Origin of the sequence: Streptomyces sp. NBC_00028, from assembly GCF_045041065.1 — a bacterium.
In the GTDB taxonomy this organism is placed as follows: domain Bacteria; phylum Actinomycetota; class Actinomycetes; order Streptomycetales; family Streptomycetaceae; genus Streptomyces.
Genome location: NZ_CP108293.1, coordinates 39,636 through 54,544, shown reverse-complemented (window position 1 = coordinate 54,544; position 14,909 = coordinate 39,636). Strand labels below are relative to the sequence as shown.

Genomic DNA, 14,909 nt, shown 5'->3' with positions numbered 1-14,909 from the left:
CGTCGGATGTAGGTGTGGGTTCGGCGGAGCTGTCGGACGTCCTACGGTGTGAGGCCTTGCCCTGCGGCTGTGGTCATGAGCGGCGCGTGCGGCGGGTCGTGTAGATCGCGCCGGCGCCGAGGGCGATCACTGCGGCCGCGCCGCCGGCTATCAGGCCGACCGGTGCGCTGGAGCCGGTCTCGGCCAGGGGCGGGGTGCTGTCGCTGGGCGAGGGCGTCGGGGTGGCCGGTGGCGTCGACTCCATCGGGGGGATGTCGGGAGTGGTCGGCGGTGTGGTTTCGGTGGACGGCGTCGTGGGGGTGGCGGGGGGAGTTGTCTCCTGGGCGGGCGGCTGGCTGGTGGGCGGCGTGCTCGGGGTGTCCGGCGTCGACTCCGAGGGCGTCGGGGTGGGGGAGTCGGGCTGGTCGGGGGTGCAGGACTTGTCCCCGCCGTTCCACGCGGCGATGAGGTGGTACGGGGTGACGACATTGTCGGGCTGGTACGGCGCGGGGCCGTGGCCGTCCTCCGTCTTCCCGTCGTAGATGATGTCGTCGCCGTAGAGGTCGATCTGCCCGAAGCAGTCGGGCGTCTTCACCGTCAGCGTCTGCCAGGTGTGCTTGCCGCCGTCTGTGTCCGCGACGTCGGCGGCGGTGAGGTACACGGTGGCGTGGTCGACGAGGTTCTGGTGGCCGGAGGTGTACCAGTTGGAGCCTTCGGTGGTGTATTCGGCCAGCGACACCGGGTACTTGCAGCCGTCGCCGACCGTCTGTCCCGGGGCCAGGCGCACCTCAACCGTGCCGGGGGCGGTGTCCCACTGATGGAAGCCGCCCTGCGAGGTCCAGTCGGCGCCGACCGGGCGTCCGTCTGCGTCGACGATGCGGTACTGCACGGTGGCGGACTGGCAGCCGCCTGCTGTCGTGGCGTTCGCGGAAGCGGCCCCGAGCAGGGGTGTGGCGCAGGCGAGGAATGCGGTTGCGGCGAGGGTGGCCGAGGTTCTGGAGCGGGGGGAGCGCGTCAAGTTCTGCCTCTGTGGAATCAGGAGTGTGGGAGGTGGATGGGCGCGAGCGGCCTACATGGCAGAGACCAAGAAGTCCGGGGATAGGCCACTCGCGTCACTTGGCTCACTTCAGACACAGCGAGCGACTCGAATTCTTGTATCCCTTCACAACTCCCGTCAAATTTTTGCGAGTTCACCACAACCTCAAGCTCGTGGCTGTCGGTTCTGGGCGCCGGAAAGGTAGTCGAACCCATGCATTCCGCTCTCTTGGAGATCCAGGCAGCGGTGCTGAGGGTGCAGACGCGCAGGAGCCGCTGATGCTGCCGCAGGAGGCGATGAGCTGGACGCTTTTCGCCGACGGCACGAGCACTGGTGCGGGCTGCCGCTGGGCGACAGTGGTGATCGAGCGGCCGGGTCCAGGAAGGCTGCCGGACCAGAGGCGACGTCTGGCACGTCGGGCGGGGAGTGGTTTATCAGTCATGCGGGTGCGGGTGCGGGTGCGGGTGCGGATCGGGCGTGGGCGGAGTGGATCGCCTGGCAGCTGCTCGAAACTGGTCTGCAGGTGGAGTTGGACTGCTGGAACTGGGGCGCGGGCGACCACTCGTGCAAGATGAACGCGGCCCTGGAACCCGGTCGGTTCCTGGCGTTGTTCTCTCCGGCGTATCTCGAGCCGGAGCGGTTCACCACGCCGGAGTGGACGGCGATGGTGGCACGGCAGGAGAAGAACACCCCGGTGCGGATTGCGAAGACCGGCACCCCGGCGATCCTGAGCTCGCTCATCACCACCGACCTGTTCGGCCTGAACGACCACGACGCACGCGAGGCGCTGCTGCGCGCGGTCAACGGTCCCGCCCGGCCGGGCACGGCGCCGCCGCTTCCGCCGGGCATATGCCTCGCCGGAACCGGGCTGTCCCTCACACCAACGACTTCTCGAGTTCTCTCGTTGAGCACCGTCCGGCTCCCCCCGCGCAGCCGCTCTCATGTCCGGCCTGCCTGCCGGGCCTGCAGCGCTGCCGTGAGGTGCTCCTGAGGCAGCTCGGATCGTCTCCGTCCGTCAGGGCAAGGCCGCGCAAGCTTGACAAATCCGTTTCCACCAAGGGGCGCCGCGTTGTCCTGTCGCACTGACGGCTGAGTGCTCTCGCTGAACCTTGACAGCCTGCGGCGTGGGCCAGGCCCAAGAGCCGTGACCTAGCAGGCCCGTTCCCCAACCGTTCCTCCCGCGGACGCGAGCGGGCTACCGGCGGCGCGCCACCAGCGGCGTGACATCAGCGCGGCGAGACCGGCCCCGGCGGTGTTGAGCAACACGTCGTCCACGGACGACACCCGGTCCAGCCGCAGGACGTACTGCGCCGTCTCGACCAGGACCGAGCAGCCGGCCCCGAGTGCCAGAACCCGCCGTACCGATGCCAGCGGCGCGAACCGCAGCGGGGCAAGGAACCCAAGCGGTGCGAACACCAGCAGATTGCCGATGATCTGGCCAGCATCCATCGCGAACAGATCCCGCAGCGGCAGCAGACTCACGACCGCCCGGCCCTCGTCGCCCGGCAGCAGGATCAGCCAGACCGGTGGCACCGTCCCGTAGACGATGCCGACCTCAGCAAGCGACATGCGCCACGCTCCCGCCGCCGTGGCACCGGCGAGTCTGCGCCGACGCGCCAGGACCCACACCGCAAACACGGCGAACGGCAGCGCCGCCACAGTCAGGAACGCCACCCCCGTGAACGTGCCGACCCAGTGCCAGCCTTCGAGTCGCACCCTGCCCCCCTTCCGCCCGCTTGCCATCGGCATTCTCACCGGCGGCACATATCGCCAGCGTATGAAATGCCGCATCGCGCAAGATCATCGAGATGGCGAGGCTCGTGGACCGCGGCCGATGTGTCGGGTCACCAAGGCGACGGCAGCCCACGTGATCAGCAACCCTGGCTCAGAACTGCCTGCCGCGCATCCTCGACCATCCCCTCAGCGCCATCCACCCCGACCGGCTTCCGCCGTAGGCGGCTGCGCACCGCACGCCGAGCTGCCTGACAGATGCGCAGAATGCGGGTCTGGCATGCGCTCTGGCCGCGCTGGATCGATGCGACGATCGCGACTGCGGAGCAGCGGGCACGCGAGGACGAGCACGGTCGCCGCGCCCGGCCTGCGCCTGCGGAGTGGGTCGTCGAACTCGGCAGGCGCGTAGGCCAACAGCACACCCAGACCAACGATCAGGCAGATCCGCCAGCTGATCCGGACGCGACGCACGCGAGGCAAGCGCTGTGACGGCATTGTCGGAGAGGCAAGCCCCTGACTGCTCCGACGGCGGCACGTGGTGGCGTGCCGGGGTTTAAGGCGTCTGCTGAGTTCAGGGGCGCAGTGCTGTGGTGGCGGATCGGAGGAGGTGGACGAGGCTGTCGCGTTGGGTGGGGGGCCAGGAGGTGAAGCGGGTGGTCAGGGTGGTGTTGATGGCCTGTTGGAACTGGCCGGTGAGGGCTTTGCCTTGGGGGGTGAGGTGGACGCGGGTGATCCGGCGGTCGTGGGGGTCGGGTTGACGGGTGATCAGGTCGCGTCGCTGAAGCCGGTCGACCAGGCCGGTGATGTTGGTCTTGTCGCAGTGCAGCAGGGTCGCGAGCTCGCCGAAAGAGGGCTGCGAATGCTGGGCGAAACACAGCAGCTGTGCTTGCTGGGGGGTCAGTCCTAGCTGGCGGCTCGCTGTGCTGAACAGGCCGTCGATCTTCATGAAGACGCCGATCAGCGTCTCGACGAGTGCGTCATCAGATGCGGCGGCCATGCCAGGCAGTCTACTACCTGGACAGTTGACACCCTCCACCAAAACAGTCGATGCTATGGACTATCGATAGCGTCGACTAATTGGAGGGGTCATGCGTACCGAGGATCGGGTCGCGGTCATCACCGGCGGATCACGCGGCATCGGGCAGGCGATCAGCAACCGGTTCGCCGCGCAGGGGATGCGCGTCGTCATCGGCTCCCGCGACCAGGCGACAGCTGCGCGGGCCGTGAAGCTGATCAAGGACGCGGGCGGGCAGGCCACCGCAGTGCGCACCGACATCGCCCGACCTGAGGCAGTCAAGGAACTCTTCGACGAGGCCGAGCATCACTACGGCCAGGTGGATGTGTGGGTGAACAACGCCAGCACAGCGACCGCCGGACCACTGGCCCGCGCCACCGATGATGACTTCGACCAGTACCTGCACGCCAACGTCCGGGCCACGTTCATGGCACTGCGCGAAGCCGCCACGCGCATCAGCGACCACGGCCGCATCATCCTGATCTCTTCCGCACTGACCGTGTCCCCACTGCCCGGCATGGCCCTGCTCGCCGCCAGCAAAGCCGCCGGAGACCAGCTCGCCCGCACCCTGGCCTGGGAGGTGGCCTCCAGATCGGTCACGGTCAACAGCGTCCTGCCCGGCCTCACCCGAACCGACGTCCTCGCCACTGTGCCCACCCACGTCATCGACGACGCCAGGACCCGCACACCCCTGGGCCGCATCGGCGAACCAGCCGACATCGCCGACATCGTCACCTTCCTCGCCTCCGACGCCGCCCGCTGGATCACCGGCCAGACCATCAACGCCGCCGGAGGCATGATCTAGGGCTGATCCAGGGCCCGTCTGAAGTCGTGATCAACGGGTGAGATGCCAGAGCACCGACCTGAACCCCATACCGATCACGCACCCGGCTCAGAAGCAGGCGCTCGCAGACCTGCTGCCGCGGTTCGAGTAGGCATGCGATGTAGACATCACGGATTCCACCGCGACAGAGATCGCCGCAGCCCAGGAAGACGTGGCCAAGGACATGGCCTGGTAGGCGTCCGGGATGGCGCGTAAAGAACTCACGGACGACAAATGGAAGGACCGTTACGCGATCCGGGCCGGGGTCGAAGGCACGATCTCCCAGGCCGTCTGCGTCACCGGCCTTCGCCACACGAAATCCTCGCCTGCCATGGCGACAGAGACTCCGTGAACCGTCTGCGGGCCAGAGCGTGGGGTCTGGTGGAAGAGGGATCTTGGCCGCAGTCTTCGGGCCGACCTGGGCCGAGGGGCTGACCATACCCGGGAGAATGATCAGTCCCGCTGGGTCGCGCGGGAGGCCGGCTGATTGCAAGAGAAGCTCTTCGCCCGCGGGCCGTGGACTTTCTCGGACGATCAGTCAGTCGGCACGGTGCCCCAGGGTGCGGGCACCCGCACATGCTCGCTGTGGGCAAAGAGCGACGTCGGTGACTGGTGACTCAAGCAGGTCTTCAGCGGCCGCCCGTTCCGACAGAGCAAGGGCTTCAGCGACGAGGAAGTGGCCTTCCAGCCATCGCCTGGCCTGGCGGCCGCTCAGCTGCTGCCGTCAGCCGAACGAGCCGTCTGCGCGGACCACGAAGGAGACACAACCGTCGTGCTCGAAGCGAATCCGCCCGTCCAACGTCGACTCTGCATGGGTGCAGGCACCCCAGTCCCGCCCCAGCTCGCCGCTCAACGCGATCCAGAACCGGCACCCGCCACACTGTTCGTCATACCATTCGTCCCGATAATCGGGCGCTCTGGTCGGCCTGTTCTGCAGCCTCAGCCATCGCTCGTGAACCTCGTCGTTGTGTCCAGGGACATCACCCGTCCACGGCCCGCCAGACACCAGTCGATCCCTCACTCTCTCGAACAGACCGACAGGCTACAGATGATGGGCTCAGCTCAAACTTGACTTGTTACGCGCCCGGGGTCTCTCCACTCCTTCTCCCGCTCCTCCACCGTGCTGCACGTGCCTACGCCCACCGGAGCTGACGTACAGGCCGCCGTGCAGGCCGGACTCGTGGCCCGCATGACGACCCCAGTCCAGGGCAACGTGATCCCGCCCGGTGCCCTGTACGTGTGCGACAACGGCAAGTTCGGCAAGGGCTGGCCCGGCTGGCAGACCTGGCTCACCTGCTGATGGCGACCGTCGAACGCTACGGCGCCGAGCTCTGTCTGTGGGCCGTCGCCCCGACGTCCCGATGAACGCCGCGGCCACCATCGCCCGAGTCGCTGCCCTGGCCAATCCGTGCCCTGGGCATCCCGGCCGCGTTCGCCGCCCAGGACGGCAGCGAGCACGGGCTCACCCCCTGGGACTCGATCGACGTCCTGTTCCTCGCCGGCACCACCGAGTGGAAGACCTCACCGGCCACCCGCCGCCTCGCCTGGAGGCCCTGGAGCGCGGACTGGCCGTCGCATGGGCCGCGTCAACTGCCGCCGTTGGCTACGGCATCGCGCAGACCTTCGGATGCATCAGCTGCGACGGCACCTGCCTCGCTTTCGGGACCGACACCACACCTTCCCAGGCTCCTGGCCTGGATGAACGAACTCCACACCACGCCACCCCTGTTCGCAGACGAAGCGTGACGACCCGCCTGCACCATATCGGCGCCGCGATCATGGGCATCCTTTACCCCATTCCCTCCACCGTCCTCTCCCCAATGAGCGAAAAGGAAGGCGCCTGGGTCCGCGCGTACGCCTGGACCAAAGCACTGCGCACGATCGATCGCAGGAAGGCAGCGCGTCACACACCGGCGGATGAGCTTTGTCGTCGAGAGAGGGAGAGCCTGCGTCGCTCTCGGTCGATCTCGGTAACGACCACAGTGATCTCGTCGCCGACTTGGACGACATCTGATGGAGTCTCCACCGGTGTCCAGGCCAGCTCGCGCAGGTGGACCAGTCCCTCGATTCCGTCGGCGACCTGGACGAAGGCGCCGAACGGGATCAGCTTGGTGACCTGGCCAGGCAGTTTCTGCCCCACCGCGATGGTGTCGGCGAATACCTGAAAGGGATCCGGCTGTGCGGCTTTCAAGGACAGTCTGGCCTCCAGGTTCCAGGTGTCGAACTGGAGGAACTCACATGAGACGCGCTGCCCGACCTGCACGACGTCGGTGGCAGCCTCGAAGCGTCGCCAGGACAGTTCGGCGAAGGAGATGAACCCGACGCCGGGGAAGACGGGATGGTCGGGTCCGTCGTCCAGCGCCACGAACACACCGAACCGTTCGATCGCTGTGACGGTGCCGGAAAGGAACTCGCCGCGGTGCAGTGATTCCAGGAATGCCCAGAGTCCTGGGTTCTCGGACGGTCCACCCATCATGCTCCCAGCCTTTCACGAGGAGCTGCACGCTGGGCTGGGAGTGCGATCACACTGCGGTCTTGGGGGGACGTCCAGTTGAGTGCTGGGCTGCAGAACTTAGGTCTCGGTCGGTGCAGTGGGAAGTTCTGGGCCGGCGATATAGAGGATGCGGCGGCCAGTGTGGTTCCGGTCGGTGAGGTCGGTGCTGTCGACGTATTGGTCGATGGTGCCGACTGGTGGCAGTGCACGGAGGGCGGGGTCGCTGATTGTGCCGATGAGGGCATCGGTGAAGCGGTGGGCGTCCAGGACCAGAAACGGTCTGGTGTGGACGTGGCGAACGTGCACATCAAGAGGTTCGGTGAGCTTGAGGTCGTTGTGCATGCCGGCGGCGAACTCGTAGGCCGACGACAGGTACCGTTCGCGCTCCTGCCAGCTTCGCGCTGACAACGCCTTCGAAAGCAGCGGGGCGAGCGTGGGGGCGCACGGCAGTGTGGTGAATGCTGTGCCTATCCACTTGCTGTAGGGCGGATAGACGCGGTGCATCAGAAGGCACAGCTTCATCAGGTCGCGCACCTGCCGCGCGGCGACCACCGCGGAGCCCAGGTCGTCACCGACCTCACCGCAGCGCCCGACGAACGCTTCTTCCTGCGACAGGCGCATCCACTGGCAGGCCAATACGTAGCGCCACACATCGTCGGGGTACCAGGCCAGGGCACTGCGGTAGGACTCGAGCAGGCCGAGACCGTCGTGGAAGACCGCGCCGCCGGTCAACTCCCGTAGCAGCTGCGTGGGGATCATCAGCCACTCACGCGCCGACAAACCCTGGGCCGGGTCGGTGCCGAGCTGATCGGTGAAGAAGGCGTGCAGATCGTTGACGTGTACCCAGTGCCGGGGTGGGGTGTTGTCGGGAAAAGGGAACCGGACCGGGTAACCGTGGAACTGCGCCGGCAGCTGCCGGTCCAGAGCCGCCTCCAGTTGCTGCGCGAGGGCCTGGAAGTCTTGGTCGGCGAGGAAGACCTCTACGCGCGGTCCCCAGGCGTGATCGGTGGAGCGGGCGGTGTCAAAACCCTGGACCTCCGAGCCGTAGCCAATCAGCGCCGCCGAGTACGGCACATCCTGCAGCACGGTGTTCAGGATCGGGACGACAACCTGCCTGTAGAATCGCTGGGCAAGCTCGAGACCGGGTAGAAAGTGGCGCGTCACGCCCGTCACCCTGGCAGATCCACATAGACGGCAGCCAGCTGTTATTAGTGCGTCCCCGATCAACTCACCGGCCGTCATGAGTGTGGGCCATTTGCGCTCGCGCGGCGAGTGATCCAAAAGTGTCGTGGTCACGGGTGGTCGGCCGTTGAGGTGCCTCCGGCGAGGTTGGCAAAGGAGAGCATCCCCAGGTCGACGGTCCGCCGTGCGGGCTTGCTCTGCCTCGAGCAAGGCGAGTTTGTCCTGGACTCCGCCGAGGCTGATCTCGAGCCCTTCGATCTTGCCCAGCCGTCCTTCGCGTTCGGCTTTGGTGATCCAGGCGAGAAGTTTGTCGCGGATCTCCGTCAGGCGGGCGCGTTGGGCAGGGCGGGGGCGGAGCATGGAGCAGCGGATGCACGCGTGTTCGTGGATGCATGCGGTGCCGAAGGCGAGGCCGCAGGTTCCGAAGGAGAGCTTGCGTCGTTCGAAGTGGCCGAGGAAGGCGTCCCATTCCTCGGAGGTGGGGTGCGGTATTCCTCGCTGGGGCGCAGGGCTCGGCGGGCGATGGACGCGCGGTGGGCCTCGATAGCTTCGGCCGGGTAGATGGCTCATGCTGGACTCGGGTATGGGAACTGTCCGAATGCCTCAACCATTGCGGACCCATGAGGTGAACTCGTCGGCGAGGCCGGGCGGGTTGGCGGCCTCGGTCTGCCGGGCGATCGCCTCGTAGTACTCCAGCTCGTGGACGATCACCGGCACGCTTCGACCGACAGATCTCTCGATGACGCCGGTCGTATGGAGGGTTCGGGCGAGCTGGCAGCAGGTCTGGTTGAAGTGGGACTGGATCTGCGCGGCGAGTGGCCCGATCACTGAATCCCAGTCGGCGAGGTCGGCCGGCTCCTCGTACCAAAATCCAAGTTCGGTGATCCACCCCTGGCGAGCGATGGCGCCGCCGGGGTCGCTGGTCAGGTCGCCGACCACAGTCAGTTCGTTCTGGATCCAGAAAGCGTAGTTCCAGCGGGCTTCTGCATGGTCAGAGGCGTCCTGGATGCTGCGTCGAGCCTGAGCTTCAGTGTTGTAGCCGACCGTCAGGGTCGGCTGACGAGGGTCGTCGTCCTCGTTGTCGATGAGGAAGGAGACAGCGTAGATGTCGCCGGCATCGGCGGCCGGGATGGATGCGAGGGCCCTTTCAACGAGGTGCTGAAGGTGATCGTTGAACGTCATGGTCGGCGGGTTCCTGTCGCTTGGGGTCATGAATCCCACTGGTCGCAGTACTCGATGTGGATCTCGCGCGCGTCGCCGAGAATGCCGTCGTTGGAGTGGAGTTCGGTGCAGAAGTGCGGATAGCTCGGATGGACGGGGACGTATCCGGGGCCGTTCCGGGCGACGTCGAGGAAGTGCTGGGCGGTGTCCCTGAACACCTTCGCGCTGCCGGTCATGAACAGGGTCTCGGCGTGGAGATGCTGGTGAAACAGATCCCGGTTCTCCCGGTAGTGCCGTGCCTCGTGATCAATCACGGCTTCGCCGGTGTGTCCTGGGCCGGGCAGCGTCACCGCCTGCGGACGCCCTGGGCCGAGTCGCCCGCGCACTTCCTTCCAGCGTGAGGGCGCGAACTGGAGCGAGTGGTGCAGCAGCACGAGGTCAAGCTGTCGCGTGCCCTCTTCCGGCAGCTCGCGGGAGGGGCCACGGTTCCCACGCATCGGCAGGTGGACCAGTGAGCGCGGTGAAGAGGCGGCAAGCGTCCATAGTCCGCCGATTCGCTGCGCGGCATCCTGATCGAGGTAGGCGTCCAGGTGCCGATCATGGTCGATGAGGACTGCGTGAACCAGAGGCCGGGCTGGTCGGATGACCTTGAACTCCATGGATCCGAGCCGTGCTTGGTGGATGGTGATCGGTAGCTTCATTGGTTCTCCGGGACACGACGGCTGACATCGGCGGCGTAGGCTGCTCCGTGCCGTTGGTGGTCTTCATAAAAATTGGCCGCTTCGGGCCGTCATGCTGGGGCCGGTTGACGACGTCATGGCCAGAAGATCAACGGCCGCAAGTGACACATCACCGTCGACTCACTCGGCCTGCCCGTGATGATCACGGTGACGCCCGCCGACATCCAGACCGCGACGCCGCCCGCGACGTGTTCTGGCGCCTGCGCCACACTCGGCCGCAGATCACCCAGGTCTGGGCCGACCGCGGCTAGGCCGGGGAACTCGTGGACTGGGCCCGCGAACGCCTCTGGCTCAACCTGCGCATCTCTCCCGGCCCAAAGGCGCCAAGGACTTCGTCGTCCTGCACCGCCGTTGAAAAGTCGAGCGCTCGATCGGCTGGTGCATGAACGCACGTGACTACGAACGCCTGCCCCAGCCCTGCGAAGCACACCTGAACTGGGCGCTCATCACCATGATGATCGGACGCCGCACGCTCAAGACGCCCCACACGAGTCAGTGGGCGAAGAACCCTTCCGTGTGACCCCTTCACACAGGCTCTCTCTAGTCCTTCCAGTCGAGCTGGTGCTCTGGCACTCCCGCCGAAAGCCCGTACGCCACCGCCTCAGCGCGGCGAGGGTCGTCGGCCCCCGTGTAGCGAAAAATCCGGCCTGCGAAGACCACCACCCGTTCCTCGCCTGAACGGTAATCGGCGTACCAGCCACCCTCGGGCGACAGGCCGTCTGCCAGCGCCTGCGCCAGGGGAGCGTCGTCTTCTGCGTCACTCTCGAACTCCAGCACCGTCCACACCGGTGGCTGGCTTCCCTGGGCTGAGCCCGAGAGGTCCGTCCGCGCGACCCTGCACACACGAAGCCCCGTCAACTCCAGAACCGCACCTGCCCGCAGGCTCTCCCCGATGACGCACCCCGTAATCACGTCGGTCCTCCTCCAAACCGTCGTCCGCCTGTCACCACCGTAGGGTCCGAACCAGGTGTACGAGGAAGATCCAAGAAGATCCGCCGGACACAGCTGCGAAGTCTCAGGATGGAAAACACCTACAACACAAGCGTTATGTCGTAACGAGCCGACGTTGTGACGCCGGCGGCCGAACTTTCTCCCAGCGCATCCTCAGCGCATCGGGGGCCTCCCGCCGTGCGGTGGAGCGGCGCGAGGGAGTGCGGGGGATTATTGCGGGGGTGTTCCAGGGATTTGAGTGGGACCGTGGCGGTCGAGGGCGTCTTCCAGCTCTGTACGCGGTCGCGGCGGCCGAATTCATGACCTCGTTTTACGAGCGGCTCTTCGCGGGTGACCGGGTCGCCGACGCCGTCAGCGCTGGGGGCGTGCAGCTCGCCCCCAACAACGAGCGTCCTTCGGTGCAGGGGATGCTGCCGCTGGCGGACTGGATGGCCCCGTCCTGTACACCGGCGGGGAGGTGCGCTTCCCCAATCTGTAATCCGCCCGGGAGCCCGCCGAGGACATGGGTGACGTCCTCACCGGCATCCGCGAGGAAACCGAGGCCGCGCCCGGCCAGGGGCGGGACCTGGAACCGGTGGGCGAATTCCTCGGCCGCGACGGCGACTTCTACACCCTTGATGTCGCCGCGCGCCTCCAACATGTCGTGTCGTCCACGAGCCCGGCGGCATCGGCAAGACCGAGCTGGCCGAAGCCTTCGGCCGCTGGTGGCGCGACACCGGCGGCGTAGGCCACCCGGATTGGGTGTTCTGGCACTCCTTCGAGCCCGGTATCGCCTCCTTCGGCCTGGACGGCGTCATCACCAAGCTGGGCATGCATATATCGTCCCGGCCTCCCGTGGAGTCTCGGGCGGCCTGGAGCCCCCGCCCTAACCGCCAGCGCGAGGGCGAGGGCGATGCTGCCCCGGGGCTCACGGGCTTTAATGTTCCCAACGCGTTCTGGAGGGGGATTCAATGCGACAGACAGCGACGCAACGGTGGGCAGCCCGACACCCAAAGCGAGCCCTGGCGCTGTGGTCCTCCACAATCGGGAACCTGCTCGTCGGAACCATCCTGTTCACGGTTGGCAGCGACGCCATCAGTTGTCCCCTGGACGGCGGTTCAGCCGTGACTTGTGACGATCCGTCCAAGGCGGGTGACCCAGTCCTGTCCGTGGTCGCGTGGGTGGGGTTCACCATGTTGTTCATCGGCGCTGCCTCGGTCGTCGGCGCAATCACCTGGTACATCGTCCGGCTCAAGCGCGAGGTCGGCGCGGGAAGGCGTTGACCCCTCAACGCGAGTCACACGTTCCGCCTCTGACCGCGCAGGTCGCGCGGGCGAGCAACCCGGCTGGCACGACGGCGATATGGGCACGGGACCGCCTCGATGGGCTGTGGTGCGACGAGGACTTTGCCGACTGGTACTCCAGGGACGGGCGTCCGGGTCTCTCGCCTGCTCAGCTGGCCACTGTCTGTGTGCTGCAGTTCGTGTTCGGACTGTCGGACCGGCAGGTCGCTGTCTCCGACTTGCTGGCCGGCCTCTCCTAGACCACGGCGCGACCCCGTTCGCGCGGCTCACCATCGCCCTGGCCGCTATCCACGCCATCCCCGCCACTGGGATCCGCACCGCACACACCGTCGGCCTTAACCTCGCCCGAGGGACCCTCGAGCTACGCCGCGGCCTACTGCGACACACTTTCTACCTGGAAGAACTCAAGCACCGCGTCACCACCGACTGGCTGACCTACCGCCACCAACGCTGGCCCACCTCCGCCAACCCCGCCTGCTGTCAGTCAGAGAACCGCACTCGATCCTGACAGGACGGCATCCTCGACGAAGCCTTCACCACTGGCGACCCGTTCAAGCTCATGAGGCTGTTCGGCATCACCGAACAGATCGCCATGCGCTGCGTCGGCACCGCCTACCCGGAGCGAACCCGTGAAACTGCCCAGATCGCAGGCCCGCGCTGAGCCCGAAACCGCAGCTAAAGCCCGTGGCGGGGTGGAAGTGGATCCGGCATCATCCCCGTGTGATTGTGATGCAACCCGTTCTGGAGATCCTCGCTGGCGACGGCTTCGCGCTCTGGCCGGTTGGCGAACACGAGTCGTGCGGCTATCTCGTTCTGGGCGGGGGACTGACTCCGGAAGAGGTCGGCACGGCGGTGATGCGGATCGCCGAGTGTAATGACTTCGAGCCGGAGGAGGAGCACGGGCCGTGCCCGATCGATCCGCTCGGCACATTCCTGCACGGGCTGCTGACGATGCCTGATCTGTTTGCCGCCGGCGGGTTCCGGGTGACCGATAGCGCCACCGGCACCGTCTTCGTCGAGCCGGGCTGCTGCTGCGGCCTGGAGACCTGGCGGGACTGGCTGGAGGTGCTCGACGGCACCGGCTACGCCAGCTTCGGCCACGACCCGTCCTCTGTGGCCGAACGCGTCGGCGACACCGTCCGCCTGACTCTGGACGTGTATGGGGAGAAGGGCAGTCCGGTGATCGAGCTGCCAGTAGACCTGGTACGCACGCTCGTCACAGGTGCCCATCGGGACTTGCAAAACTTCCTGAGCCTCGCCGGAACCTGGGCCGACCAACAGGTGCCGGCACACGCCGCCGCCGTCTCCGCCGCCCTGGCACGGGCACTGGACCTGGGGCCCACACCATGACCAGCTTCCTGACCCACCGAGCGCGCGTGCACGACGTCCGCCTCCCCCTCCGCCGCCGGCACAGCGCCCTGCGGACCTGCACCACCCTCTTTGCGCCGTACGGCTTCCGGGCGACGTACCACCACCTCACGCTCAGCGCCGCGATCCCCCGACGGCTGGAGGCGGATCCGGACGCGCTGGTGAGGGCGGTTGAGGAACTGCATGAGGCGCGGGTCCTGTGGCTCGCGCGAGCGGAGGAGTACGCCGTGCAACGTCGGGCAGAGAAGCGGGCCGGGCGGCGGGCTCTGGCGAACCCGCGACCGTGGTGGCTGCGGAGCAGGTGGGACGGCCCGGACCGCGCCTGGTACGAAGACCCCTCTCGCCATCCGTCGCTGCGGCTGCCCGAGTACGTCCGGCGGCAGAACGCGATTTTGGACGGTGTCGATCTTCACGGCTGCCCGGCTTGCGGGGACGAGAGACCGCTGGAGTCGAACTCGACCGGGCACGGCTGGGTAGAGATGTGCCGTGGGTGCGCGTGGGTGCTGGCGCCATGTCCGTGCGGGCAGTGGCACCGGTTCGTCCCGCAGACCCCGGTCAACTGGAAAGGGATCTGGCAGCGGGCGCACATGAGCGATGACGGCATGCCGAACCCACATTGGCCTGCGGGCTTGTCGGCGACACCGGCGGAAAGTACGGCTTGATCACGCGGAGGGGATGAAATTGGTGCAGCAGCGGTCGACATCGCGCGCGGCCTCCTGCGGCTCAACGTCGAAGGCACCGCCGCGCAGCTCACGGATGACTCCAGTGTCCACGTCTGCAAGTTCCCCTGGGGTGCCGCCGAGCTGTGCGCGCTCGACACCGAGTTCGACTGGGCGCCGTACCTGGTCCTGCTGGGCGACTGGTTCGGCGACCGCCAGGAGGCCGACGGGTCCTGGGCTCCCTCGGCCTTCACCCTCACCGGGCCGGCCGAGGACGTCGATCGCATGTGGAAGACTGCTGCGCACCTCATGGAGGTCCACAAGATCGCCGCCTTCGCCCTCGCCGAGCACCTCACGCAGGTCCGCCTCACGCCAGCCCATCTGCAGGACAGCGGCTTCGTCTGCGGCAGCGCAGAGATCAAGTGATGACCGGCCTTGCGGAGCGACCAGAAAATCTGAGACGGAACATGAAGCGTTCCATGGCGAG

18 protein-coding genes and 1 pseudogene are annotated in these 14,909 nt (G+C 67.0%); 10 read left to right on the top strand and 9 right to left on the bottom strand.

Features of this window, described 5'->3' with window-relative positions; all coding sequences use genetic code 11:
• Positions 1-73: 73 nt before the first annotated feature.
• Positions 74-997, bottom strand: a complete 924-nt coding sequence (locus tag OG885_RS00305; RefSeq protein ID WP_405724275.1) for a hypothetical protein — start codon at positions 995-997, stop codon at positions 74-76.
• Between the two features lie 319 nt (positions 998-1,316).
• Here OG885_RS00305 and OG885_RS00300 point away from each other — a divergent pair, with 319 nt between their 5' ends.
• Complete coding sequence (locus OG885_RS00300; protein WP_405742506.1) at positions 1,317-2,006, top strand: toll/interleukin-1 receptor domain-containing protein; 690 nt, start codon at positions 1,317-1,319, stop codon at positions 2,004-2,006.
• A 158-nt stretch (positions 2,007-2,164) separates the two neighbouring features.
• Here OG885_RS00300 and OG885_RS00295 read toward each other — a convergent pair whose 3' ends face one another.
• On the bottom strand, positions 2,165-2,731 hold the full coding sequence (locus OG885_RS00295) for a VanZ family protein (RefSeq protein WP_405724273.1): 567 nt from the start codon (positions 2,729-2,731) through the stop codon (positions 2,165-2,167).
• A gap of 586 nt (positions 2,732-3,317) precedes the next feature.
• Positions 3,318-3,743, bottom strand: coding sequence for a MarR family winged helix-turn-helix transcriptional regulator (locus OG885_RS00290; RefSeq protein ID WP_405724271.1), 426 nt, complete (start codon positions 3,741-3,743; stop codon positions 3,318-3,320).
• A 91-nt stretch (positions 3,744-3,834) separates the two neighbouring features.
• Here OG885_RS00290 and OG885_RS00285 point away from each other — a divergent pair, with 91 nt between their 5' ends.
• Positions 3,835-4,566 carry an SDR family NAD(P)-dependent oxidoreductase gene (locus tag OG885_RS00285; RefSeq protein ID WP_405724269.1) on the top strand — a complete coding sequence of 244 codons (732 nt, stop codon included), beginning with the start codon at positions 3,835-3,837 and terminating at the stop codon, positions 4,564-4,566.
• 742 nt (positions 4,567-5,308) lie between these two features.
• Here the strand turns inward: OG885_RS00285 and OG885_RS00280 are convergent.
• Positions 5,309-5,590, bottom strand: a complete 282-nt coding sequence (locus OG885_RS00280; protein ID WP_405724267.1) for a DUF3027 domain-containing protein — start codon at positions 5,588-5,590, stop codon at positions 5,309-5,311.
• A 123-nt stretch (positions 5,591-5,713) separates the two neighbouring features.
• On the opposite strand from OG885_RS00280, the gene OG885_RS00275 reads away from it, so the two are divergent.
• Entirely contained in the window at positions 5,714-5,884 is a 171-nt protein-coding gene (locus OG885_RS00275) for a hypothetical protein (RefSeq protein ID WP_405724265.1), read from the top strand.
• A gap of 61 nt (positions 5,885-5,945) precedes the next feature.
• A pseudogene (locus OG885_RS00270) lies at positions 5,946-6,467 on the top strand (DUF6248 family natural product biosynthesis protein); the annotation flags it as partial.
• A gap of 20 nt (positions 6,468-6,487) precedes the next feature.
• Here the strand turns inward: OG885_RS00270 and OG885_RS00265 are convergent.
• The 4 genes from OG885_RS00265 to OG885_RS00250 all read right to left on the bottom strand — a co-directional run bounded on the left by OG885_RS00265 (position 6,488) and on the right by OG885_RS00250 (position 10,122).
• Positions 6,488-7,060: a S1 RNA-binding domain-containing protein gene (locus OG885_RS00265; protein ID WP_405724263.1), complete on the bottom strand. Its 573-nt coding sequence runs from the start codon at positions 7,058-7,060 to the stop codon at positions 6,488-6,490.
• A gap of 96 nt (positions 7,061-7,156) precedes the next feature.
• The gene (locus OG885_RS00260; RefSeq protein ID WP_405724261.1) at positions 7,157-8,620 is read right to left on the bottom strand and encodes a DUF4037 domain-containing protein; all 1,464 of its coding nucleotides are present in this window, start codon (positions 8,618-8,620) and stop codon (positions 7,157-7,159) included.
• A gap of 243 nt (positions 8,621-8,863) precedes the next feature.
• A complete protein-coding gene (locus tag OG885_RS00255; RefSeq protein ID WP_405724259.1) occupies positions 8,864-9,442 on the bottom strand; it encodes a hypothetical protein in 579 nt (192 codons plus the stop codon).
• Between the two features lie 26 nt (positions 9,443-9,468).
• Complete coding sequence (locus OG885_RS00250; protein WP_405724257.1) at positions 9,469-10,122, bottom strand: hypothetical protein; 654 nt, start codon at positions 10,120-10,122, stop codon at positions 9,469-9,471.
• A 421-nt stretch (positions 10,123-10,543) separates the two neighbouring features.
• On the opposite strand from OG885_RS00250, the gene OG885_RS00245 reads away from it, so the two are divergent.
• Complete coding sequence (locus tag OG885_RS00245) at positions 10,544-10,681, top strand: hypothetical protein (RefSeq protein WP_405724255.1); 138 nt, start codon at positions 10,544-10,546, stop codon at positions 10,679-10,681.
• Positions 10,682-10,701: 20 nt separating this feature from the next.
• On the opposite strand, the gene OG885_RS00240 is transcribed toward OG885_RS00245, so the two are convergent.
• A complete protein-coding gene (locus tag OG885_RS00240; protein WP_405724253.1) occupies positions 10,702-10,938 on the bottom strand; it encodes a hypothetical protein in 237 nt (78 codons plus the stop codon).
• A gap of 676 nt (positions 10,939-11,614) precedes the next feature.
• On the opposite strand from OG885_RS00240, the gene OG885_RS00235 reads away from it, so the two are divergent.
• The 5 genes from OG885_RS00235 to OG885_RS00215 all read left to right on the top strand — a co-directional run bounded on the left by OG885_RS00235 (position 11,615) and on the right by OG885_RS00215 (position 14,848).
• On the top strand, positions 11,615-11,839 hold the full coding sequence (locus OG885_RS00235; protein ID WP_405724251.1) for a hypothetical protein: 225 nt from the start codon (positions 11,615-11,617) through the stop codon (positions 11,837-11,839).
• A gap of 223 nt (positions 11,840-12,062) precedes the next feature.
• Complete coding sequence (locus OG885_RS00230) at positions 12,063-12,374, top strand: hypothetical protein (RefSeq protein WP_405724249.1); 312 nt, start codon at positions 12,063-12,065, stop codon at positions 12,372-12,374.
• A 750-nt stretch (positions 12,375-13,124) separates the two neighbouring features.
• The gene (locus OG885_RS00225; RefSeq protein ID WP_405742504.1) at positions 13,125-13,745 is read left to right on the top strand and encodes a hypothetical protein; all 621 of its coding nucleotides are present in this window, start codon (positions 13,125-13,127) and stop codon (positions 13,743-13,745) included.
• Positions 13,742-14,425, top strand: a complete 684-nt coding sequence (locus OG885_RS00220) for a hypothetical protein (RefSeq protein WP_405724247.1) — start codon at positions 13,742-13,744, stop codon at positions 14,423-14,425. The genes OG885_RS00225 and OG885_RS00220 overlap by 4 nt, the downstream gene beginning before the upstream one ends.
• Before the next feature lie 282 nt (positions 14,426-14,707).
• Entirely contained in the window at positions 14,708-14,848 is a 141-nt protein-coding gene (locus OG885_RS00215) for a DUF6461 domain-containing protein (protein ID WP_405724245.1), read from the top strand.
• Positions 14,849-14,909 lie beyond the last annotated feature (61 nt).